19 protein-coding genes are annotated in these 21534 nt (G+C 70.2%); 4 read left to right on the forward strand and 15 right to left on the reverse strand.

Features of this window, described 5'->3' with window-relative positions; genetic code table 11:
* Positions 1 to 68: 68 nt before the first annotated feature.
* From ACTWP8_RS00775 to ACTWP8_RS00835, 13 genes are all read right to left on the reverse strand, one after another.
* Positions 69 to 1841 carry an alpha/beta fold hydrolase gene (locus ACTWP8_RS00775; RefSeq protein WP_443320180.1) on the reverse strand — a complete coding sequence of 591 codons (1773 nt, stop codon included), beginning with the start codon at positions 1839 to 1841 and terminating at the stop codon, positions 69 to 71.
* Positions 1838 to 2722 (reverse strand): beta-ketoacyl synthase N-terminal-like domain-containing protein, encoded by an 885-nt coding sequence (locus tag ACTWP8_RS00780; protein ID WP_443320181.1) that lies wholly within the window; start codon positions 2720 to 2722, stop codon positions 1838 to 1840. The genes ACTWP8_RS00775 and ACTWP8_RS00780 overlap by 4 nt, the downstream gene beginning before the upstream one ends.
* A complete protein-coding gene (locus tag ACTWP8_RS00785; RefSeq protein WP_443320182.1) occupies positions 2712 to 3905 on the reverse strand; it encodes a beta-ketoacyl synthase N-terminal-like domain-containing protein in 1194 nt (397 codons plus the stop codon). The genes ACTWP8_RS00780 and ACTWP8_RS00785 overlap by 11 nt, the downstream gene beginning before the upstream one ends.
* A complete protein-coding gene (locus ACTWP8_RS00790) occupies positions 3902 to 5053 on the reverse strand; it encodes a beta-ketoacyl synthase N-terminal-like domain-containing protein (RefSeq protein ID WP_443320183.1) in 1152 nt (383 codons plus the stop codon). Before ACTWP8_RS00790 ends, ACTWP8_RS00785 begins: the two co-directional genes overlap by 4 nt.
* Positions 5050 to 6255, reverse strand: coding sequence for a beta-ketoacyl-[acyl-carrier-protein] synthase family protein (locus tag ACTWP8_RS00795; protein ID WP_443320184.1), 1206 nt, complete (start codon positions 6253 to 6255; stop codon positions 5050 to 5052). The genes ACTWP8_RS00790 and ACTWP8_RS00795 overlap by 4 nt, the downstream gene beginning before the upstream one ends.
* Positions 6256 to 6259: 4 nt before the next feature.
* Positions 6260 to 6520, reverse strand: a complete 261-nt coding sequence (locus ACTWP8_RS00800) for an acyl carrier protein (RefSeq protein WP_443320185.1) — start codon at positions 6518 to 6520, stop codon at positions 6260 to 6262.
* Between the two features lie 94 nt (positions 6521 to 6614).
* A complete protein-coding gene (locus tag ACTWP8_RS00805) occupies positions 6615 to 7556 on the reverse strand; it encodes a hypothetical protein (RefSeq protein ID WP_443320186.1) in 942 nt (313 codons plus the stop codon).
* Positions 7553 to 7942: a hypothetical protein gene (locus ACTWP8_RS00810; protein WP_443320187.1), complete on the reverse strand. Its 390-nt coding sequence runs from the start codon at positions 7940 to 7942 to the stop codon at positions 7553 to 7555. The genes ACTWP8_RS00805 and ACTWP8_RS00810 overlap by 4 nt, the downstream gene beginning before the upstream one ends.
* A complete protein-coding gene (locus tag ACTWP8_RS00815; RefSeq protein WP_443320188.1) occupies positions 7942 to 8355 on the reverse strand; it encodes a hypothetical protein in 414 nt (137 codons plus the stop codon). Before ACTWP8_RS00815 ends, ACTWP8_RS00810 begins: the two co-directional genes overlap by 1 nt.
* Complete coding sequence (locus ACTWP8_RS00820) at positions 8355 to 8690, reverse strand: hypothetical protein (RefSeq protein WP_443320189.1); 336 nt, start codon at positions 8688 to 8690, stop codon at positions 8355 to 8357. The genes ACTWP8_RS00815 and ACTWP8_RS00820 overlap by 1 nt, the downstream gene beginning before the upstream one ends.
* Positions 8683 to 8940, reverse strand: a complete 258-nt coding sequence (locus ACTWP8_RS00825) for an acyl carrier protein (RefSeq protein ID WP_443320190.1) — start codon at positions 8938 to 8940, stop codon at positions 8683 to 8685. Before ACTWP8_RS00825 ends, ACTWP8_RS00820 begins: the two co-directional genes overlap by 8 nt.
* A gap of 78 nt (positions 8941 to 9018) precedes the next feature.
* Positions 9019 to 9840, reverse strand: coding sequence for a recombinase family protein (locus ACTWP8_RS00830; protein WP_443320191.1), 822 nt, complete (start codon positions 9838 to 9840; stop codon positions 9019 to 9021).
* Positions 9841 to 10021: 181 nt separating this feature from the next.
* A complete protein-coding gene (locus ACTWP8_RS00835) occupies positions 10022 to 11551 on the reverse strand; it encodes a glycerol-3-phosphate dehydrogenase/oxidase (RefSeq protein WP_443320192.1) in 1530 nt (509 codons plus the stop codon).
* 299 nt (positions 11552 to 11850) lie between these two features.
* On the opposite strand from ACTWP8_RS00835, the gene ACTWP8_RS00840 reads away from it, so the two are divergent.
* Positions 11851 to 13014 carry a beta-ketoacyl-[acyl-carrier-protein] synthase family protein gene (locus ACTWP8_RS00840; RefSeq protein ID WP_443320193.1) on the forward strand — a complete coding sequence of 388 codons (1164 nt, stop codon included), beginning with the start codon at positions 11851 to 11853 and terminating at the stop codon, positions 13012 to 13014.
* A gap of 137 nt (positions 13015 to 13151) precedes the next feature.
* Positions 13152 to 14009: a beta-ketoacyl synthase N-terminal-like domain-containing protein gene (locus tag ACTWP8_RS00845; protein ID WP_443320194.1), complete on the forward strand. Its 858-nt coding sequence runs from the start codon at positions 13152 to 13154 to the stop codon at positions 14007 to 14009.
* A gap of 183 nt (positions 14010 to 14192) precedes the next feature.
* Here ACTWP8_RS00845 and ACTWP8_RS00850 read toward each other — a convergent pair whose 3' ends face one another.
* Positions 14193 to 15197, reverse strand: coding sequence for an ATP-dependent DNA ligase (locus tag ACTWP8_RS00850; protein WP_443320195.1), 1005 nt, complete (start codon positions 15195 to 15197; stop codon positions 14193 to 14195).
* A 958-nt stretch (positions 15198 to 16155) separates the two neighbouring features.
* On the opposite strand from ACTWP8_RS00850, the gene ACTWP8_RS00855 reads away from it, so the two are divergent.
* Both ACTWP8_RS00855 and ACTWP8_RS00860 read left to right on the forward strand, forming a co-directional pair.
* Positions 16156 to 17025, forward strand: a complete 870-nt coding sequence (locus tag ACTWP8_RS00855; protein ID WP_443320196.1) for a YihY/virulence factor BrkB family protein — start codon at positions 16156 to 16158, stop codon at positions 17023 to 17025.
* A 213-nt stretch (positions 17026 to 17238) separates the two neighbouring features.
* The gene (locus ACTWP8_RS00860; protein ID WP_443320197.1) at positions 17239 to 19578 is read left to right on the forward strand and encodes a molybdopterin oxidoreductase family protein; all 2340 of its coding nucleotides are present in this window, start codon (positions 17239 to 17241) and stop codon (positions 19576 to 19578) included.
* On the opposite strand, the gene ku is transcribed toward ACTWP8_RS00860, so the two are convergent.
* Positions 19509 to 21476 (reverse strand): non-homologous end joining protein Ku, encoded by a 1968-nt coding sequence (ku, locus tag ACTWP8_RS00865; RefSeq protein ID WP_443320198.1) that lies wholly within the window; start codon positions 21474 to 21476, stop codon positions 19509 to 19511. The genes ACTWP8_RS00860 and ku overlap by 70 nt on opposite strands.
* Positions 21477 to 21534: the final 58 nt, after the last annotated feature.

The following is a 21534-nucleotide window of genomic DNA, read 5'->3' on the forward strand; positions in this document are numbered from 1 at the left end:
CCTCCCGCCCGTGTTCCCTGCGCCCGTATTCCTTGCGCTCGTGTTCCCAGCGCTCGCATTCCGTACGCTCATGCCGCACCGCCGCCCAGCAGCGCCGCCTGCGTGGCCTCGTCCAGCGTCGCCACCGTGCCCGCCCGCTCGCCGCGGCTGATCGCATAGCCGTGCATGATGGTCCCGGTCGCGGTGCGCTCAAGACCGTCGCCGCGCCGTACGTAGCAGTCCATCCGCGCGGTGTACATGGTGTCCTTGAGGATCTCCTCCACCCGGAACACCGTGTGCACGGTCTCCTCCATGAAGACATCGGCCAGGAGCCGTACGCGAGCCCGGGAGACCACCGGGATCCAGCCGCGCTCGTCGAGCAGCTTGCCGACCGCCAGGCCCCGGGAGTGCAGGAACCGGTCCACCACCTCCTCCAAGGTCCGTACGTAGGCGGAGTGCTGGAGCCGGTCGGAGAAGTGGCAGTAGTAGTAGGGGGCTCGCCACGACCACAGCAGCGCCCCGGAGCCGGCGGGGACCAGCACGTCTGCGGGATCCCGGCCGTCCGCGACCGGGAGCGGCACAGCCCCCGGCTGCTCCAGCGCGGCCACATCGGATACGACGTAGGGCTCCAGGAACGCCGGCACCGGTTCCCCACCCGCGCCGTCCTTGACGGTCACCAGCGCCACCCGCACCTTGCCCTTGAGCGCGGTCACGGTCCTGCCGTCCCGCTCGACGACCAGTTCCACCGCGAACGGAGCGCCCTTGCCGGGCTTGGGGGTTGCCGAGACGACGGTGGCGTACACCTGCTCGTCCGCCTCCAGCGCCACCGGCAGTTGCACGGAGGAGTCCACGATCTCCAGCCCGAGACCGAAGCGGTGGTAGAGGCAGCGTGCACCCACTCCGCGGTCGCGGAAGTACTGCAGCACCGCCTCCTCGACCAGGTACATGAAGTGCTTGAACCCGACCCAGGTACGGATGTTCACGCCCTCGTAGCGCGGCATGCCCACATAGCTGGTGGGCTCGCCGTCGAGCAACTCGGCCACGACTTTCTCTCCTTCGGTAAGGTCAGAGGATTCATTCAGCACACCGTGCAGGAACTCGCCGGTGTCCCGGCTCATCCGGCCGGCCTGCTCCACATGGCAGAAGTGCCCGTACGACGGTCGTAGCCGGACCGTCGCCGTCGGCATCGCCCGCTCCAGTTCGGCGGCCCGCATCGGGGTCAGCGACTCGTCGTCCACGCCGGCGAGGACCAGAGTCGGCACCGGGATCCGGGCGAGGTTCAGGCGACCGGAGGCGACGAACTCGTCGAAGAACACCGGGAATCCGGCGGGCACCGCCCGGTCCAGCAGTTTCCGGCCCATCGCCGTGCGGATATCCGGATCGAGCTGGACGCCTCTCGGCCCCAGCGACAGGCGCAGTCCGTCGTTCAGCACCTTGCGGAACGCCGCGAGCGAACGCTGCCGCAGCCCCGGCGTCACCGGGAAGCCCGCCGGCCGGTAGAACGGCGCGGCCAGCACCAGAGCCGCGGGCCGGCGGGGCCCGCCCGGGGTGGCCAGGTGCTCCAGCGCGGCGTTCGCGCCGAACGAGTGGCCGAGCAGCACTGTCGGGGTCTCCGGTACGAGATCCAGTGCCCTGCGCAGCCACTGCCCCGGGGTGCCGTGCTGCCGCCAGGTGTAGGTGTTGCCGCCGTGCCACGGCAGTTGGAGCGCGTACGTCGTGAACCCGGTCAGCTGTTCCGCGAGCGGGCGCCACCGGCTCCAGGAGTCCTCGATACCGTGCGCGGCCACGAGCGGCGGGCCGTCTCCTGGGCCGCGCCAGACTTCGAGACCGTCGTCGGCGGCCACCCTCGTCCACTCGGTCATGCCGCCGCTCCCACCGGCGTCTCCCGCACCAGCCGTGTGCTCGCGTAGCCGTCTTCCGGGTCGCCGCAGCCGACCTCGACCGGGGTGTCCGCCGCGCCGGCCGCTTCAGGCCCCGCAGCCGCCGCCAGCCGCGCCGCCGCCACCGCGAGCCGCACCACGCCCTCGGCGCCGTACAGTTCACCGATCTTCGCGTCAGCGGCAGGGACCGGCCGGCGGCTGCGCACCACCGGGCCGCACCACACACCGGTCTGCTCCGGCCACTCGCCCAACAGGACGCAGCCGGCCGCGGCGGTGAGCTCCCCCGGCGGGTCCGGGCGCAGTGCGGCCAGCCGCCGGGCCACCGGGTCGGCCGGCTCCACGCCCACCACGACCGCCCGCCGGGCCCGACCGGCACGCACCAGGAGCATCCCGAGCCGCACCGCGTCCAGTCCTGCGGTGGCGCCACTGCACACGGTCAGGTTGGGGCCGGTGAAGCCGTACCGGATCGCGACCGAACTCGCGATGACATTGCTGGAGGCGTTCGGGGCATCCAGGGGGCTGACCGCGGAGCCGCCGCGCTCGCGCATCTGGGAAAGCACCGTGCACACCGTCTCGGCGTTGCCGAGGTTCGAGGCGACGACCACCGCGGTGCCGGGGGCGTACGGGAGCGGCTCCGGCAGTGGGCCGGGGGGCAGGCCCAGCGCCCGGTGGACCGCGCACAGCGCCAGCCGGGTCGCCGGCTCCTTGCCGAGCAGGCCCTTGCGGCCCAATACCAGCCGGGCCTGATCGGGGCTGCAGGCCGGCTCGTCCGGGGAGCCCGGCAGGTCCGCCGCGGTGAGCCCCGGGACGTGGACGGACCAGCCGCCCACGGCCACCGACGTCGGCTGCGCACTACCGGGCATGGCCGGCCTCCACCATCGTCACCGCGTTGACTCCGCCGAACCCGAACGCGTTGACCTGGGCGAGGTGCCCGCGCGCGGGCACCGGGCCGCCGTGGACCAGGTTCAGCCACTCCGCCTCCGGCGCCGGGGTCCGAAGCCCGGCGGTCGGGGGCACCGTGCCCTCGCGCAGCGCGGTCAGCGCAACCAGGACACTCATCAGCGCAGCGCCGCCGGAGGTGTGTCCGATGGCTCCCTTGATGCCGGTGACCTGCGGCCCGTCGGGGCCGAACACCTCCAGCAGAGCGGCCGCCTCGGTCGGGTCGCCCAGTTCCGTGGCGGTGCCGTGGGCGAGTACCAGGTCGATCTGATCCGGCGTCACTCCAGCTCGCCGGTGTGCGTCTCGCATCGTTGCCACGATCCCGCCCCGGTCGGGCGCGGTCTCGTGGTACGCGTCGCAGCCCAGGCCCACTCCGCGCAGCACGCCGTGCACGGTCCGGCCGTCCTCCGGCTCCGGATCGGGCTCCAGGACGACGGCGGCCGCCCCTTCTCCGAGCAGTACCCCCTGCCGGTCGGCGTCGAAGGGCCGCACGATGTCGGCCGTGGTCTCGCCGACCCGGCCGATCATGGTGAGCATGCTCTCGGTCATCGTGTCGCAGCCGGCCGCCACCACCGCGTCGGCCTCGCCGAGCGCGAGCAGGTCCATGGCCAGGGCGAGTGCGTAACCGGATGCCGAACAGGCGTTGGAGAGCGTGTGCACCTCGGTGACGTGCGGTGCGACGGAGCGCACCGCCTCGCCGAAGTGCAGCTCGGCCAGGCGCAGTCCGGCGCCGTCGCCGTACCACCGCTCGACGCTGCGCAGCTCCCGCAGACCGGTGCCGACGATCACGGCCACCCGGCGCCCGGCCGGGTTCACCCCGGCGTCGCGCAGGGCCTCGGCCACGCAGCGGGCCAGCCAGTGCCCCACCCGCTGCGTGTCCCGTGACGTCTGGGCGCCGTCGTCGCCTTCGCCGGCCTCGTCACCCTTGCCGCCCGCGTCACGAGGCTCGCCGTCGTCGATGGCGTACCCGTAGCCGAGGTTCAGCTTCGCGGGATCGCCGAGGCGCAGGGGCGAGGCACCCGTCCGTCCGGCCAGGAGCGCGCTGTACGTGGCGTCCAGGTCGCCGAAGCAGGTGAGCATCGCTCTGCCTGTGATAGCGACCGTCACCGGCTCCACCCCCTGACCACGGCGGCTCCCGCCGCGCCGTCCGCAGTCCGGGTGGTGATCACCGAGACCTGACCGTCCTGCTCGGGTTCGGCACGGTGCCAGGCCAGCAGCGCGGCCAGTTGGAACGCACCCGATGCGCTGAATGCCTCGCCGGTCACCTCCTTGACCCGCAGCCGCGGCACGCCGACGCCGAGGACGGACCGGATCGCGGCCTCTTCCGCCACGTCCTGCCGGATCATGCCGTTGGCCGCGGTGGCCACTGCGGCGATCTCGACCGCGGACACCCCGGCCCGTTCCAGGGCCCGGTTCAGACATGCCGCGAGCCCCTCGGTGAACGCCCCGTCCGGACCGGGCGGGGCGAAGCTGCCGACCTCAACCGCCAGAATTTCGGCATCCATGCGCCGGCCTGCCGCCCGCACTGCGTCCGCGCTCTCGACCATGAATACCGCGGCACCCTCGCCCGGCGGCAGGCTGCCGCCCTCGGTGGACTGCGCATAGTGCACCGCCCAGGCCGACTGGGGACTGAACTCCTCCACTGATCCGGTCAGCAGCGCGTCGGCGTACCCGCAGCGGAGCAAATTCCGGCTGTAGCGCAGCGCGCCCAGCATGGCCAGCGGACCGCCGGCGATCGTGGCGTTCGGCCCTCGCAGGCCGTACCAGATCGCCGACTGGCCGGCGGCGCAGTTCATCACCGCATTGGGGAAGAGCAACGGGTTGACCAGGTAGGGCCGTTCCTGGACGAAGGTGTCCCTGCTGTAGTCGCTGGTGGACTTCGCGCTGCCGACCGTGGTCCCGAGGACGATGCCGGTCCGGGCGCGGTTGCCCTCGTCGACCAGGCGGTCGGTGTCGGCCAGCGCGGCCTTGCAGGCGACCATGGCCAGCGAGGTGCTGCGGTCGAAGAATGAGGTGCCCTTGCGACCCAGGTAGTCGCGGACCGTGAAGTCCACCAGCGCGTGGGCGTCGGGGCGCGGCAACGGCTCGTCGAACAGTCCGCTCACATCGGCCGGTTGGCTCCTTCCTGCGGCGAGCGCGGCCGCCAGTGGCTCGGGTCCGTGGCCGAGACCGGACAGGACGCCGAAACCGGTGACGGCCAGCGCTCCGGTCGAGACGTGCGCGGGGTCGGGGCTGAGTTCGGGCGCTGTGGTCATGCGGCCCGCCCCAGCATGACGATGGCGTTGTTGCCGCCGAAGGCGAATCCGTTCACCTGTGCGATCCGCACCTCCGTACGCCGGGCCTGATTCGGCACTGGATCGATCTCGGGCATCTGAGGGTCCGGGGTGTTGTAGTTGATGGTGGGTGGGATGAACGACTCGGCGATGCCCAGCGCGGATGCGATGGCGCCCAGCGCGCTGGCCGCACCCATGGTGTGGCCGAGCATCGACTTGGTGGAGCTGATCGGCGGTGGGTTCCCGTCGAAGACCTCGACCACGGCCCCGGCCTCCACCAGGTCGTTCGCCGGAGTGCCGGTGCCGTGGGCGCAGATGTAGTCCACGTCGGCGGGCGCGGTCCCGGCATTGCGGTGGGCCAGCCGCATGCACGCGGCGATGCTGTCCCGGTCCGGGGCGACCATGTGGGTGGCGTCGCAGTTGAGGCCGTAGCCGAGCACCTCGGCGTAGATCCGCGCCCCGCGGGCCTGCGCCGACTCCAGGCTCTCCAGGAACAGGGCGGCTCCGCCCTCGCCGGTGATGATCCCCGACCGGTTCTTGTCGAACGGCGAGCACGCCTTCTCGGTGAGCGCGCCGAGCCGGTAGAAGCCCGCGTGCGACCAGCGTCCCACGGAGTCCGCGCCCCCCGCGAGCATGTAGTCGGCCTCGTCCGTGCGGATCAGGTCGTACGCGTAGCCGAGCGCGTAGTTGCTGGCCGAGCAGGCCGTGGACAGCGTCACGGCGTCGCCGGTCAGCCGCAGCTCCCGGTTGACCGCATGCGACAACCGGGCGCTGGACACCTGGCGTACGAGACCGGCGTCGAGGCCGTCGAACCCCGCCGTGAGGGACTGGTCGGTGAGCCGCTCCAGCACCTGGGACTCGCCGCCGGTGGTGCCCATGCTGGAACCGGCTCGCGCCGCGGCCAGTTCATCCTCGTCGATGCCCGCGTCCGCCACGGCGAGCCGGGCGGCGGCCGCCGCGAACAGGCTGGTACGGCCCCACTCATCGGCGGACAGCCGCCGGAGCATCCGCTCAGGCCGGAACTCGTGCACCTCCCCCGCCATGTAGTAGGGGAATCCGCTGCTGTCGAAGCCGGCGATCGGCGAGACGCCGTTGGCGCCGGCCTGGAGGGCCACACTGTAGGCGGCGGCCCCGATCCCGATGCTCGACACCGGTCCCACACCGGTGATGACGACGCGGCGCACTGGTTCAGGCCGTCCAGCCGGCGTGCTCGGCGAGCACCTCGTACACCGCGGTCAGGTGCACCATCCTGGGCAGGTCCGACTGCGGAATCTCCACCCGGTACTTCTTCTCGAGACGGGCCAGAATTTCGATCGCCCGAAGCGAGTCCGCGTCGTGCTCCTCGATGAACAGGCTGGTGTCCGTAATCTCCTCCGGCTCCAACTCCAGCACTTCCGCCACGATCTCGCGTATTTCTTCGAGCTGCTGCCGCCTGGTCGCCACCGACATTTTCTTGTCACCCTTCTTCAGGTATCAGCGAGTTGCTTTTCTGTTGGTAAACGCTAGCGAGCGAGAAGTTCCGAGGCCAAGCGACCATGGGTGTTTACATCAATTGCGTACGCGGCCGGTTCACCGCAATCAGCGAACCCATCGACGCGAGACAGCGGTCATCCACCCAAATTTCTCCGGACAAAAAGGCGTTGTCTCCGACCAGCTGATCGAGCCGCACCACATGGCGCAGCACATCGCCCGGATACACGGCCCCCTCGAACCGGCAGTCCCGGATCGCGGCCAGCATCAGCACTCCGTCCGGTACCCCTCCCCCGCCGACCGTCTCCAGCCACAGCAGCGCCGCGGCCTGACCGAACGACTCCAGCGACAGCGAGCGCGGATAGGCGTACTCCCTCCCGGATAGCCCCTCCGGCAGCCCCTGGTAGCACGGCTCGCTGCCGGTGACCGCCTTCACCGCGCAGATCTCGCGGCCGGCCTCCACCGAGGCCACCCGGTCGACCAGCAGCATCGGGTGCCTCACCGGCAGCAGCTGCCGGATCCTGGCGTGGTCCGCCGAGGGCGGCCGGCCCGTACGGGCGGGCGGCGGCGCAGGGGCCTGCAACCCGTCCGTACGGGGTGTCCCGACCACAGCCTTGACGACCGCCACAGGGGTGCCGTCCCGGCGTGCGCACCGAGCGGTCAGCGCCCATCGGATGCCCGCGTCCGCCGATTGGGCCAGCGGCTCGACAGCCACGTCCATGCCGATCTCGTCGCCGGCCGGCATCGGGGCCAGCATCCGGGCGGACCTCACCTCGAGCAGCTCCGGCGGACCGTCGTCAGCCAGCCCCTGCGCCACCGCCTGGCGCAGCCCCTCCAGCAGGAACATCGCCGGCAGCATGGTCAGTCCGGGGAAGTGGCCCGCCATGTAGGGGTCGTCCGCGGAGACCTTCTTGTACGCCCGCAGCCGGGTCCCCGTCGGCCCGAAGGTCGTCTCCACCCGGTCCACCGCCCGCAGCGGAGCCGCGAACGCGGCGGTCGCGAATGCGGCGCTCATACGAACCACACGCCGTCGTACTCGGGCCACCGCGCGGCGAGCTCTGTGGTGTCGAGGCAGGTCACGCCGGAGATGAGCCGGCCGGGGCGGAATCCCAGCGCCCGCAGGTCCGCCTCGTCCACCAGGACGGCGACTCCCTCCGCGACCACCTCCCGCACCGTGCGCCGGTAGTCCGGCAAGGTGTCCATGCGCAGCGAACCCAGCTCCAGCTCCGGCCGGTAGCCGTCCTCGTCCACAGCCAGCGTCACCGCCTGGCCGCGCAGCACCAGGTCCGCGTGGCCGAACTGCTTCCGGAAGTCCAGGAGGCCGTAGAGCACATCGAAGAACTGCGCCTCCACCGCGCCTCGGTACGCCCGGTCCACGACACCGAGCAGCCGGTAAGGCATCAGATCCCCCCTATGTAGACGGTCTTGACCGCAGCCTCGATCGTGGGAACGAACCGCATCGGCGACCGCAGCCGGACCTCCGGCATGTGACTGGTGGCGCCGCGTTCCGCGCTGCACGCAGTGCATCCGATCCAGGCGAACCGGCCGGAGCCGGCGACCAGCATCCGGCGGATGATCCCCGCGCTCGACGGATAGTCCCGGTCCGGGCGGCGTACGTTGCGCGGCTTGGTGTCGCCGAGCGCGGTCTGGGTGAGCATCGTCGCGTAGCCGCAGGCCCACACCCGTACCGTGCCGCCCTCGTCCAGCACCGCCTGTGCCAGCCGCAGTGCGGTGGTGGCCATGTCGTCCTGGTGCGGCGTTCCGGTGATCACGAGCAGCAGGTCCCACCGGCGTTCGGCGGTCTTGGGCGCCATCAGTGCCACACCACCTTGCAGCCGTCGGCCAGCAGGGCACGGGCGACGGCATCCATGCCCACTGCGGTGACATGCTCGGACAACTCGCCCACGGTGAGCGCCCGCTGCGCCACCGAGAAGTCGTCCACCCAGATCCGCCCGCCCAGCTCGGCGAGCCTGGGCAGCGCGGGCACAGCGCCGGGTACGGCGGCGAACACGCCGTCCTGGGCCAGGAACACGGTCACGGACGTGTCCGTCCCGGCGAGCGCCACGGCGTCGTCCAGGAACCGCCCGGCGTGCGGCCCAGACCAGTGGCCCTGGGTCTCGATCAGCAGGAACAGCCCCGGCTCAGCCACGGCCTTGCAGCTTCCGCACGAGCAGCTCGTACACATCCGGCAGCCGGCGGACCCGGCCGATTTCCTCCTCGCTGATTTCGACCGTGTACCGGCGCTCGAGGGTGACGGCCAATTCCAGGGCAATGAGCGAATCCGCTTGCAGGTCCTCCTTGAAGCGCGCTTCATCCGTTATGGCTTCCGGAGTCACATCGAGCGTGTCGGCCACCAGATTACGCAACTGGTCCTTGTCCACCGTGATGTCAGTGCTCATATTCCGAACGCTACTCGAGAAGCCTCACGCAGCCGCCGGATCATGGGTGTTGGGAAAACCCCGGAATCCTTCCCCCGGTCACAGCTCGACAGTTCCCCGTACCACCATGCGGCCGGGCGCGAGTACGGCTTTCACCTTGAGCAGGTTGTCGGCATCGGAATAGACGAGTTGCAGCCCCAGAGTGCGAAACACCCGTGCCAGGGACTCGCCCCTGGCCTCCTGGAGCGCCTGTGCGTAGTGGTCGGCCGCCTCGATGACCAAGGCACGGAGGCGCCCAGGGCCGGGGTCCCCGGCCAGCGCCAGTAGTTGACGGGGCGCGCAGACCGTGCGGAGGCACGCGGTGAGCGGGCCGAGCACGTTTCTCTCCCGCAGATACACATTGCGGGGATGGTCGATGAGGTTCGCCGTTGCGTGCTCGGCCGGTAACCGGCACCGGTAATAGGGCTCCCCGTTGTTCCGGGTCCCCTGCATGAGCCGGTTGCACCTGGCGCAGCGCAGCAGCCCCCGCAGCAGATACCGCTGCCTCCCGGTGGCCGTTCCCGGCTCGTGGTGGACCCGGCGGCGGGCGGCGAACGTCTGGTGCACCTGATCGAACACCTCATACGGGACGATCGTGTCGGACACCGCACGCTCACCGTCCGTGCCACCGGCCGGTGGGGGGTCGGCGTAGCGCGGGTTCACCAGGATCGCGCGCACCGTGCCCTTGGACCACGCCGCCTCGGACGGCGGCGCGCCGCGCCCGTACGCCCCAGGGCTGGGGATCTCGTCCCGGTTTAAGCCCTCCGCGATGCGCTGGAGCCCTTTGCCGGAGAGGTACTCCCGGAAGATCCGCCGGACCACCGGCGCCGTCCGTTCGTCCGGGACGAGTCCCTGGCCGGCCCCTGACTCCCTGTCGGACACAGCCAGCCGATAGCCATACGGCAGGCGGCCGCGCAGCCGGGCCGTCGGCACCGGGGTGACAGGTTGGGTGCCCGTGTCTGCGCCACGGCTCCTCCGGTGCACTGCCGGGCCATGTTCAGCGTGCAAAGATGGTGCTCCCCCGTGTTCTTGCTTCCCTTGCACATGTCAGGCGATGTCCTGGTCAGGTCCCGATCAGCTCGGAGACACGCTTGCGGATCTCGGGGGTGTCCAGGCCCCGGACGGCGAGCGTGGTCCGGCGGCGGAGCACGTCGTCGACGTCATAGCCCCACTCACGGTCGATCGCGTAGGCGACCTGGGCCCAGATATCGGGACCGTCCGGGTGCACGCGCTCCAGCAGGCCCGGGTCCTTCACGCCGAGCGCGAGCAGTTCATGGCTGCGCGTGCCGTAGTGGCGCACCAGATGTGCCGTCACGTCCTCGGGCAGCTCGGGCATCGAGGCGCGCACGAGCCGATGGACGGGCTCCGGCTGTGCCGCCCCAGGAAGGAGTGCCGGGCCGCGCTCCACCTGGAGGTCGGGAAGGAGATGCCGGATGCGCTGGAGCACCATCGTGCCGATGTGCCGGAAGGTCGTCCACTTGCCGCCGGCGACGCTCACCATGCCCCCGGACCCCACCGAGACGACGGTCTCGCGCTTGGCGTTCTTGGTATCCCCGCTGCCTCCGGGGAGCACCCGCAGCCCGGCGAACGAGTACACGATGTCGGACCTGCTCAACTGCCCGTCGGGGATGGCCTGTCCGATCTCGCCGAGGATCTGGTCCACGTCTGCGTCGGTCGCCGTCACGCCCGCGGGGTCGCCCAGGTACTCCTCGTCGGTGGTGCCGACGAGGAGGTGGTCCTCCCACGGGATGGCGAAGGAGACCCGCACGTCGTCGATGGGGACGGTGATCGCGGCGCGATGCGGCCCGTTCTGCCGTGCGACGAGATGGGCGCCCTTGGACAGCCGCACGCTCGGCGCGGCCCCCGGGTCCTCCATCCGCCGCAGATGATCGACCCACGGTCCGGTGGCGTTGACGACCACCTTTGCGTCGACCCCGAACTCCGTGCCGTCGAGGCAGTCCCGCAGCTCGACTCCGCCGACGCGGCCGGAGGTCCTGCGCAGCCCCATGACCTCGGCGTGGTTGAGGAGGACCGCGCCCGCCTCCGCGGCGGCCCGCGCGGCGGTCATGGCCAGGCGTGCGTCGCTCATCTGGTGGTCCCAGTAGAGGCCGCACGCGCGGAGGTTCTCGGTGCGCAGCGCGGGCACGTACTCGCGGGCACGGCTGGGCGAGATCACCCGGCCGACGCCGTCGTTGAACAGGGACAGCGCCGAGTACGTCACCATGCCGGCGCCGATCTTCAACCGCCCGTGCGGGCCACCGGAGTACAGCGGTACGAGGAAAGGCAGCCGGCGGACGTGGTGCGGTGCGGCGTAATTGCCGAGCGCCCGCCGCTCGGTGTGGTTCTCGTGGACGAGCTTGACATTGCCCATGGCCAGGTAGCGCAGGCCGCCGTGGGCCAGTTTCGAGGACGCGCTGGAGGTCGCCGAGGCGAAGTCGCCCTTGTCGACGACGGCGGCGCGCAGACCGGAGCGGGCGGCCATCCAGGCGATGGAGATGCCGACGATCCCGCCACCTATCACCACCAGATCGAACGTCCCCCTGCCGAGGGTCTCACGGGTCAAGATCCGCTGTTCTGCGAGTGCATCACGCATGGATACGCCTCCTCTGCCGTGCGGTGGGGACGGACAAGTCGGCCGCCGACCCCCCGCCCCGGCAACAACGGCCTCGCGGCGACACCGTCGCCAACTCCCGCCGTGCTCAGTCCCGTTCGTGGTCCGGTGATGACGCCCCGTCCATCCGTGAACGTTGTTCGACAATGTCGCACGCTGGACGACGAGTCAAACTCCTGACGGGGGTCGATGGGGGGTCGGAATACCGCCGCCTATCGATCTTGGCCAGGGGGGCGGGCTAGCCTCCCGAGCGTCCCCTCGGAAAGGTTCTGGAGGACCTGATGACACCTGTCGTGATCACCGGTTTGGGCGTGGTGTGCTGCCTCGGCGACACCGTGGCGGAGCTCTGGGACGGCCTGCTGCGCGCGGCGCACCTGCCCGTGCCCGCGCCGGACAACCACGGCACCGGGGACCGCCCGAACGTGTACCGGGTCAGCACGGGATGCGCGGGTACAGAGCCGCCCCTCGGTCGTTCCGGCCCGCTCGGCCGGGCCAGCGCGATGGCGTCCAGCGCGGTCGGCCAGGCCGTGGCGGACGCAGGCCTGGCCCCGGAGCATCGGACCGACGCCGCACTCACCGTGGGCACCACGCTGGGCGACATCGACCTGGCTGAGTCAGGCGAAGTCGATCAGTCAGATCAGTCGGCGTCGTCGTACGTGGTTGCGGCGGAAGTGGCCCAGGAACACGGCCTCGGCGGTCCGAATCAGAGCCTGAGCACGGCCTGCTCCGCCGGTGTCTACGCGGTGAGCTGGGGCGCGGAGCTGATCCGGGACGGGCGGGCGGATGTGGTGATCGCCTGCGGCACCGACGGGTATTCGCGCGTCGCGCTCGCCGCACTCGACCGGTTCGGGCTGCTGGACCGGCAGTTGTGCCGGCCGTTCGACACCGGCCGGCAGGGCATGGTGACCGGGGAGGGCGCGGCCGCGGTCGTACTGGAATCCGCCGATCACGCCCGTCGGCGCGGTGCGCCTGCGTACGCCGTGCTGGAGGGGGACGGCTGGAGCTGCGACGCCTACCATCCGACCGCGCCCGAACCGGACGGCGGCCAGCTGCACCGGGCCGTCACCACCGCGTTGGACCGGTCCGGCGGGCCCCCCGGGGCTGCGGTGCTGCATCGCGCCGGCATCGAGGTGAACGACGAGGTGGAGAGCGAGGTCATCGCGACCGCACTGGGCGCCGGGGCCGCGGCTGTTCCGGCGTACGCCATCAAGGCGGTGATCGGGCACACTGCGGGTGCCGCCGGGGTGTTCGGCTGCGTGGCCGCGGCGCTGATCCTCCGGCACCATGCGGTACCGCCCAACGCGCATGTGTCCGATCCGGACCCGCGGTGTCGGCTGGATGTTCCGGTGGACGGGCCGACTCCGCTCGCCGAGCCGCGCGTGGTGGTCAGTGCCACCGGCTTCGGTGGAAACAACGCCGCTCTGGTGCTGGGCGCCGCCGTATGAGCGTGCTGATCACCGGTACGGCCGTGGTGGCACCCGGCGTACGGCAACCGACGGACCCGAGCGGGAGAGCTGGGCAGGCCGGCCGAACCGAGAGTGCCGGGAGACCCCCGGCCCCGGAGCCCGACTGGTTCGATCCAGTGGCACATCTGGGCAGACGCGGCTGGAAGTACCTCACGCCCGCCACCCGTTACCTGCTCGCAGCCGCCAACCAGGCGCTGGGCCGCCGCCACGGTGACAAGCTGCCGGAGGACCACGTACCGGAACGCCTCGGCATCTGCACCGGCACACACCATGCGATCACCGCGCTCCACGCGCGCCTTGACCGGACCATTCGGGAGGAAGGCACTGCCGGCCTGAGCCCGGCCGAGTTGCCGGGCTTCTCAGTGAACATCCCGGCCAGCCAGCTGGCCATCGCGCTGGCCGCCCGGGCGTTCTCCGTGACGCTCACCAACCCGGTCGTATCCGGCCTGGAGGCCGTGCTCTTCGCCGCGGCCGCCCTGCGCCGGGGCCGGGCGAGCCGCGTGCTGGCCACCGCGACCGAAGAGACCGTCGTGGGCCAGGCCCTGGGCGGCGCCACCGCGTTGGTGCTCGACTCGAGCGCGACCGCACCGCTGGGAGTGGTGGTTGACGGGGTGTCACGATTCGTGCCCGCACGCGCGGACGGAACCCCGGAACCGTCGGCCCTGGCCGCCGCGGTACGACGGGTGACCGCCCTGGCCGCGGGCCCGGGCGAGCTGCGGTACAGATTCTGCGGGCCGGTCGGCGCGACCCCGGTGGACACGGCGATCCGCACCTCGCTGGCTGCGGCAGGAGTGCCCCTCACCGACACCGCCGGGCCCTCCCTCGGCGCGGAATTCGGCGCCGTCTCCCCGCTCCTGCACGTGGCCGAGTCGCTGCCCGCGCCCGGACTCACCTTGATCGTGGCGGCATCCGGGGCCGGACACCTCGTCGCGCTGGCCCTCCGTGGGGCTGGGCCGGGCGAAGCCCGCGAGTGACCGCGATCGACCGCATTGCGGCGCGTGCGGCACCACTGACCACTCTGCCAACACACCGACCCTGACATGCGGCATCCAGGATCGGTAACAGGTAGTCATTCGGCGGTGAGTTCCATGAGCTGCTATGAGCTGCTCGGCGGCGGCGGTGTTGTCCTGGCCGAAGGCCAACGAGCGCGACCGCGTTCACCCGCTGACGGGGCGCTGGCCTTCACCGAAGGGCGCGACGTCGGCGGGGGCGATGTCGGTGCGCAGTCGCAGGGGCCGGACTGCGTGGCGCCATCGGCCGGCGTCGACGGCCGTGTCGCCGTGGAATTCCACGACGTGTTCGGGCTCGACCGGCGTGAACTCCAGTGGCTCCCGGCTGCTCCAGGACGCGGTGATGTGTACGTCCGCCCACGGATGCCCGGGGCCCCCGGCGGTGAGCAGGCGGCCCAATTCGCTGCGGAGGGAGGCGGTGAGCGGTGTGCTGCGGGCGGCGAGCCGGAGGATGCCGTCCGTGTCGTAGCGGCCGAGCAGCAGCGTGAGCGGGGCGGTGACGGGGCCGGTGACGGCGCCGGTGATGGCTTCACTGGTCTCCTTGGCCCGCACCTTGATCCAGCCGCGGCGGCCCGGGTGATAGGCCTGGTCCCAGCCCTTGGCCACGACTCCCTCGACGCCGACGGGTCCCCACAGGGTCAGCCATTGCTCGGCCAGCTCCCGGTCGTCGGTCACCGGGGTCAGGGTCCACGGCGCGCCCAGGTCGTGGGTGGCGAACAGATCCTCCAGAGCGGCGCGGCGGGCCCGGTACGGCTCGTGGAGGAGCTCGGCCGTGCCGCGCTGAAGCAGGTCGAATGCCAGGTAGTGGGCGGGCTGGAGGTGGGCCAAGTGCCGGGTCGTGGCCAGCGGGCGGTTCACGCGCTGCTGCAGCGCGCCGAACTGCAGGCGGCCCTCCATCAGGATCACGGCTTCGCCGTCGAGGACGACCTCTTCAGGCAGCGCCGCGGCGGCTTCGGTGATCTCGGGGAAGGCGGTGCTGAGATCGTTGCCGGAGCGGGACTGCAGCTGCGTCGTTCCGGCGGAATGGAAGACCAGGAGCCGGAAGCCGTCGTACTTCGGCTCCAGGGCGATGCCGCCGGGCAGGGCCCTCGGCACGGGCAGGGTGTCGGTGGCCTTGGCCAGCATCGGTTCGATCGGGGGGATGAGAGCCACGAATACAGTATGGAACCTTTGGGGCAAATAGGCATTTATGCACCAACCGAACCGATCGAGGACTCCGCGGCGGGCCTCTTCGTACGGCAGATCCTGTAGCTCCAGTAGCTCTGTAGCCCCTCTTGGAGCTCGAGGGTTGCGATCAGGGGTTCGTCCATCGGGTTGCCGCTCTGGTTGACCCGCATGTGCCCCGCCGCCATGAGTTTCCGGGTGCCGGGGATCGGGACGATCCTCTTGAACCAGAGCGACTGCTGGGCCTGGGGCCTGATCCCGCCGGTGCTCGGCAGCTTGCTCCGCGTGGTCTTGCGGAAGGTGCCGTCGCCCGTGAGATTGCGATCAAGCCTGGAGGGCTCGGCGTGCGGTGCCTTGCGTTTCGCCTGCGCGTGCGGCGGCTACCCGGGGCCGGAGTGAGCGCGCAAAGACGGGCGTATGCGCAGCTCACAGCACCAGCCCAGGGGGATGGTGACAGCGAGACCCGGGGAGTACGGCTTCGTCGCTCTCCGGGGTTGCGCGTCCCCTCCCCCTGGAGAAGTGAGGAATCCATGAGTGGTGAGTCCGCGAATGGCGCTGCCGGTCGTGCCCAGTAGACCGGGCAGTCAGCGAAGGAGCAGGCATCGGCTACCGCCGGTCAGGCCAAGCAGACCGCTGGTGAGGTGGCCGGTACCGCCGTACAGCAGGCCCAGGAGGCAACCGAGCAGGCCCGGCAGGCCGGGGAGGCCGTGGCCGGGGAGGCACGCGAGCAGACCAGAGGTGGGTGGATGGCCGGCGGCGGTCACCGCGCGGGCCGGGTTCCGCCCCGCGCCCGTACGGCGGCCCGGAGCGGAGGTGGTGAGTCGTGGCGCGAGGCAATGCAGAGGACAGAGGCAATGCACAGGACAACGGTGCGTCCCGCCCGGGGGCGAATGCGCAGCCGCCGGCCGAGAAGCCGACGGATCTGTCCAAGCAGTCCTGGGCAGGAGTGCTCAAACGTACTGTCAAGGAGTTCAAGGGCGACAACCTCACCGACTGGGCGGCCGCTCTGACCTACTACGGGGTGCTGGCGATCTTCCCCGCTCTGCTGGCGCTGGTGTCGATTCTGGGACTGCTGGGCACGGCGAGCATCAGGCCGTTGATCGACAATCTGGGCAGCCTGGCCCCGGGCGCTGCCCGCGACATCCTCACCAGCATCCTGGAGCAGTTGGAGGGCAACCAGGGTCGAGCAAGCATCGCGCTGATCATCGGGATTGTGGTCGCCCTGTGGTCGGCCTCCGGGTACATCGCGGCGTTCATGCGCGCCTCCAACGCCGTCTACGACATCGGCGAAGGCCGGCCTGTGTGGAAGACCCTGCCCATCCGCTTCGCCATCACCGTCGTCGTGGTGGTGCTGCTGGCCGCCATCGCGGTGGGCGTGGTGTTCACGGGCACCCTGGCCAAAAGGACCGGGGATATCCTGGGGCTCGGCGATACGGCCGTCACGGTGTGGAACATCGCCAAGTGGCCCGTGATGGTTCTGCTCTTCATGCTGATCGTCGCGCTGCTGTACTGGGCGTCCCCGAACGTCAAACGCGGCTTCCGCTGGGTCAGCCCCGGCAGCATCATCGCCGTGCTCATCTGGCTCGTCGCCTCCGCCCTCTTCGCGCTGTACGTGGCGAACTTCAGCAGCTACGACAGGACCTACGGCAGCATGGCCGCGGTCATCATCTTCCTCATCTGGATGTGGATCTCCAACATCGCCATCCTGCTCGGCCTGGAGTTCAACGCCGAACTCGAACGCGGCCGTGCCATCGAAACCGGCCACCCACCCGGCGAGGAGCCCTACGTCGAGCCCCGGGATACCCGCAAACTCTGAATCACCACACCAGCCCGGCTCGCCTGCCATGGCGCAGGCCGACGCCTCGAGGGGCCATTGCATGGGCAGTGCGGCCGTCGGCGCCGGGGCCAGTCGCGGGCAAGCCTGGTTTGCGCTCCTCATGCTGCGGGGTACCCGGGCCCTCCGGCGTCCGGCTCCTCAACGGACCGGAGGTCCTGGAACCGTGCTTGCGGGCTGACGGGAGAACGGGAAATGGCCAGCAGGATCGTCGATGTCTGGGGTGATCGGACGCCTTACGCTCCCGGTGAGCAGTGGCCGGAGCGGGTCGATCAGCACCTGACGCTCGAGGAGTCCCGGATCGAGCGGTGGGTGCAGTCCGCATGCGTGTTGTGCTCCAACGGCTGTGGCCTGGACATTGCCGTCGCCGACGGGCGGATCGTCGGCGTGCGCGGCAGAGCCCAGGACCGGGTCAATCACGGACGACTGGGCCCGAAAGGCCTGTTCGGCTGGCAGGCCAACAACTCTGCGGACCGGCTGACCCAGCCCCTGATACGCGTAGAGGGCGAACTGCGGCCCACCGACTGGGACACCGCGATGCAGGCCGTTGTGGCTCGTTCGCAGGAGATCCTTTCGGAACATGGCCCCCTGGCCATGGCCTTCTACACCAGCGGCCAGTTGTTCGCCGAGGAGTACTACGCCCAGACGTTGATCGCCCGCGGCGGCATCGGCACGCCGCACCTGGACGGCAACACACGGTTGTGCACGGCGACAGCGGAGTGGGCGCTGGTGGAGAGCTTCGGCAGCGACGGAAACCCCGGGTCGTACTCCGACATCGACCTGTGCGACACGCTGTTCCTCGTCGGGCACAACATGGCCGAGACGCAGACGGTGCTGTGGACGCGTCTGCTCGACCGCCTCCAGGGGCCGGACCGTCCGCGCCTGGTCGTCGTCGACCCGCGGGCTACGCCGACGGCCCAGGAAGCGGACGTCCACCTGGCGATCCGGCCTGGCACCAACGTGGCCTTGCTCAACGCGATCCTTCACGAACTGATCGGCCACGACTGGGTCGACGCCGCATTCGTGCGTGAGCACACCGCCGGATTCGCGGAGCTCCGGGGGATGGTCGCGGAGTACACACCGGAGAAAGCGGCCGAGATCTGCGGAGTCTCGGCGGACGCCATCCGGCAGGCGGCCAGGATTCTGGGCACCGGGGAGCGCCTGGTGTCGACCGTGTTGCAAGGGGTCTACCAGTCGCACCAGGCGACCGCGGCCGCCGTACAGGTCAACAACATCAACCTGCTGCGCGGCATGATCGGCCGACCGGGCTGCACCGTGTTTCAGATGAACGGCCAGCCGACGGCCGAGAACACGCGGGAGACCGGGGCCAACGGAACGATGCCTGGGTTCCGCAACTGGCAGAACGACGCCCATATGCAGGAGATCGCCGAGGCCTGGAACGTGGATGTCCTGCGTATCCCCCACTGGGCGCCGCCGACGCATGCCATGGAGATGTTCCGCCACTGCGAAAGCGGATCGGTCAAGTTCCTGTGGGTGACCGGGACGAACCCCGCTGTCTCCCTTCCGGAGTTGCACCGCATCCGCTCCATCTACGGACAGGAACGGCTCTTCCTCGTCGTTTCGGACGCTTTCATGACGGAGACCACCGCGCTTGCCGATGTGGTGCTGCCCGCTGCCCTCTGGGGCGAGAAGACCGGCTGCTTCACCAACGCCGACCGCACCGTTCACCTTTCCGAGAAGGCGGTCGACCCGCCAGGGCAAGCGCGTTCCGACTTCGACATCCTCCTCGACTACGCACGCCGCATGGATCTGCGCGACAAGGACGGAGAGCCGCTGCTGAAGTGGACGGAGCCTGAGCACGCCTGGAATTCCTTCATCACCCACACGCGCGGTCGGCCGTGCGACCAGAGCTCACTGACCTACGAGAAGCTGCGCGGCGGCAGCGGCATCACGTGGCCCTGTGCGGAGTACGCGCCGCAGGGAACCGAGCGGCTTTACGCCGACCACGTCTTCGCCACCCAGGCCGACTACTGCGAGGACTACGGCCACGACCTCATCACCGGCGCACAGAACGAAGCCGACGAATACCGAGCCCATGAACCCGGCGGCCGGGCCCTCATCAAAGCCGCCCCCTATCTACCGCCGCACGAGCCGGTGGATGACGACTTCCCCTTGCAGCTCACAACGGGCCGGAGGGTGTACCACTGGCACACCCGGACCAAGACCGCCAGAGCACCTGAACTGCAGGAAGCCGCCCCGGAGATGTGGGTGGAGCTGCATCCCGACGATGCCGGGCCGCTCGGCATCGTCGACGGTGATCTCGTGCGCGTCCGCTCCCGCAGAGGTGAGATCGACGCCCCGGCGGTCCTCCGCGGGCACCGGCCGGGCCTGGTGTTCGCACCCTTCCACTACGGCTATTTCGATCAGGCCGACTCCTTCCGGCACACCCGAGCGCCCAACGAGCTCACCCGCACGGAATGGGACCCCGTATCCAAACAGCCGATCTACAAAGTGACCGCCGTGCGCGTCGAGAAGATCGCGAATGCCCGCGCTGTCGCCCCTGGCAGGTACTGACCATGACCGGAATCGGACCGCTGCTCTCCGAGCTCCACGACGTCGAGAACGCCCTTGCCCACGCGTACCGCAAGGTTGCCGAACGCCAAGCGACCGACCACGGCACCTACTACACGTGCCACACGCTGGCGACCCAGTGCGATGCCCACGCCGAACGCGTACGCGTCATCGCTGAGCACTACGGCCAGGACCTTTCCAAGCCGCGCCGTTCCGAGCCCCTGGCTGCGGCCAGGGGTGCCGTACTCCACAAGGCGTCGAAGTTCCTCAGCACCCGGACAGAAACCGGCATCCTCCTGCTGCGCGATCTCCGGCAGCTCTACCTGACGGCCGAGGATGTGAACCTGCACTGGACTGTGCTCGGCCAAGTCGCCCAGGCCATACGCGATGAGGAGCTCCTTGAGGAGGTCTCCGCCCTCCACGGCCAGACCCTCACGCAGGTCAAGTGGCTGAAGACGCGCCTGAAGGAAGCTGCTCCCCAAGTCCTGGCGATCGCCGGCCGAGCCAGTGGCAACGGGCCACGACCGGACTAGGGGGTGCTCGGGGCAGCGGCGGCAGGCAAGCCGCCGAGCTCGTCGCGGGGCGCACCGAGAGCGGTGCGCCCCGCCGGGGCGGCCCGACTCGTACTGCCGGTCCACGCGCCTCCGTCGACACGAGGAACGCCGGTGGCGGCGCGCGCCGGAAGCCCGCACGACCGCGCGCTGCAGCTCCCGCCGGTTCATGCTGGAGCGGCAGGGGATGTTCGCTTCGGTGGCACGCTCGTACAACTCGGCCTTGGTCAGCCGGCCGAGGTCGTCGGCGGTCGAGGCCTTCTTCTTCGCTGCGCTCGCCTTGCCTCCACCGGTCGTGCTCGCGGTTTTCCTGCCGCCGGTTCGCCGGGTGGGACCGCCGGTGGATTTCTTCCTCGCACCGGTCTTGCGGCCTTTCTGTGCCTCGTCGACCGAGGCCTGCAGCGCGGACATCAGGTCGACGACCTTGGTCGACTCCGGCGCCGGCTCGCCCTTCTCCACCGTCTCTCCGGCCTGCTTGGCCTTCACCAGCTCGCGTACGCGCTCCTGAGTGCGGTCGCGGTAGTCGCCGGGATTCCACTCCGCGGTCATGGCCTCGATCAGCTGGGTGGCCATCTTCAGCTCCTTCGGGCTCTCCTTGGAGCCGGAAGGCAGGTTGTCCAGCGTCTGGTGCGGATCGCGTACCTCGTCCGCCCAGTGCAGGGTGTGCATCACGATGACGCCGCCCTCCGCATGGACGGCGACCAGGTACTCCTTCTGCCGCATCGTGAACGTGGCGATGCCGGCGCGGCCGGCCTCCTCGAGGGCATCGTGCAGGAGGCCGTAGACCTTGCTGTAGGCCTTCTCCTTCGGCTGGACGAAGTACGTGGTGTCGAAGTAGATCGGGTCGATCTCCTCGAGATCGACGAAGCGGTCGACGTCGATGCTCTGAGAGCGGCCGGGGGCGATCTCGTCGAGCTCGTCCGGCTCGACGATCACGTACTCGTCGTCCCCGGTGTCGTAGCCCTTGACGATCTTGTCGTACGGGACCTCCTTGCCGGTCCGCTCGTTCACCCGCTTGTTTCGGACCCGGTCGGAGGTGCCCCGTTCCAGCTGGCGGAAGCGGATCGTGTGCGACTCGGTCGCCGTCACCAGCGCCACGGGCAGGGTGACCAGCCCGAACGTCAGAGTCCCCGACCACACCGGGCGCGCCATTTCCCTTGCCTCCCAAAACCTGCCAAGCAATCTATAAATACACATTTGCACGATTTCGTCGGCATACGGGAAATCGGCTACGCCATGCAGCAGGCTCCGGCCCGTGCGTATGCAGCGGCCGAGCAGGCACGCGTGCTCACCCGCGAGACCCGGCGCAGCGGAGCCGGCACGATCCGCACCGATGCCTCGCGGAGACACAGCTCTGTGCGCTCGTGCTCCAGCTGCTCTTCGACCTGACACCGGCGCGGGCGACGAC

The sequence above is a fragment of the Streptomyces sp. 7N604 genome, assembly GCF_052245475.1.
Lineage (GTDB): Bacteria > Actinomycetota > Actinomycetes > Streptomycetales > Streptomycetaceae > Streptomyces.

Excerpts from the sequence above, each read along its gene's own strand:
- ACTWP8_RS00775 (WP_443320180.1), bottom strand. The coding sequence starts at position 1,841 with ATGACCGAGTGGACGAGGGTGGCCGCCGACGACGGTCTCGAAGTCTGG.
- ACTWP8_RS00780 (WP_443320181.1), bottom strand. The coding sequence starts at position 2,722 with ATGCCCGGTAGTGCGCAGCCGACGTCGGTGGCCGTGGGCGGCTGGTCC.
- ACTWP8_RS00790 (WP_443320183.1), bottom strand. The coding sequence starts at position 5,053 with ATGACCACAGCGCCCGAACTCAGCCCCGACCCCGCGCACGTCTCGACC.
- ACTWP8_RS00800 (WP_443320185.1), bottom strand. The coding sequence starts at position 6,520 with ATGTCGGTGGCGACCAGGCGGCAGCAGCTCGAAGAAATACGCGAGATC.
- ACTWP8_RS00805 (WP_443320186.1), bottom strand. The coding sequence starts at position 7,556 with ATGAGCGCCGCATTCGCGACCGCCGCGTTCGCGGCTCCGCTGCGGGCG.
- ACTWP8_RS00810 (WP_443320187.1), bottom strand. The coding sequence starts at position 7,942 with ATGCCTTACCGGCTGCTCGGTGTCGTGGACCGGGCGTACCGAGGCGCG.
- ACTWP8_RS00815 (WP_443320188.1), bottom strand. The coding sequence starts at position 8,355 with ATGGCGCCCAAGACCGCCGAACGCCGGTGGGACCTGCTGCTCGTGATC.
- ACTWP8_RS00825 (WP_443320190.1), bottom strand. The coding sequence starts at position 8,940 with ATGAGCACTGACATCACGGTGGACAAGGACCAGTTGCGTAATCTGGTG.
- ACTWP8_RS00835 (WP_443320192.1), bottom strand. The coding sequence starts at position 11,551 with ATGCGTGATGCACTCGCAGAACAGCGGATCTTGACCCGTGAGACCCTC.
- ACTWP8_RS00840 (WP_443320193.1), top strand. The coding sequence starts at position 11,851 with ATGACACCTGTCGTGATCACCGGTTTGGGCGTGGTGTGCTGCCTCGGC.
- ACTWP8_RS00860 (WP_443320197.1), top strand. The coding sequence starts at position 17,239 with ATGGCCAGCAGGATCGTCGATGTCTGGGGTGATCGGACGCCTTACGCT.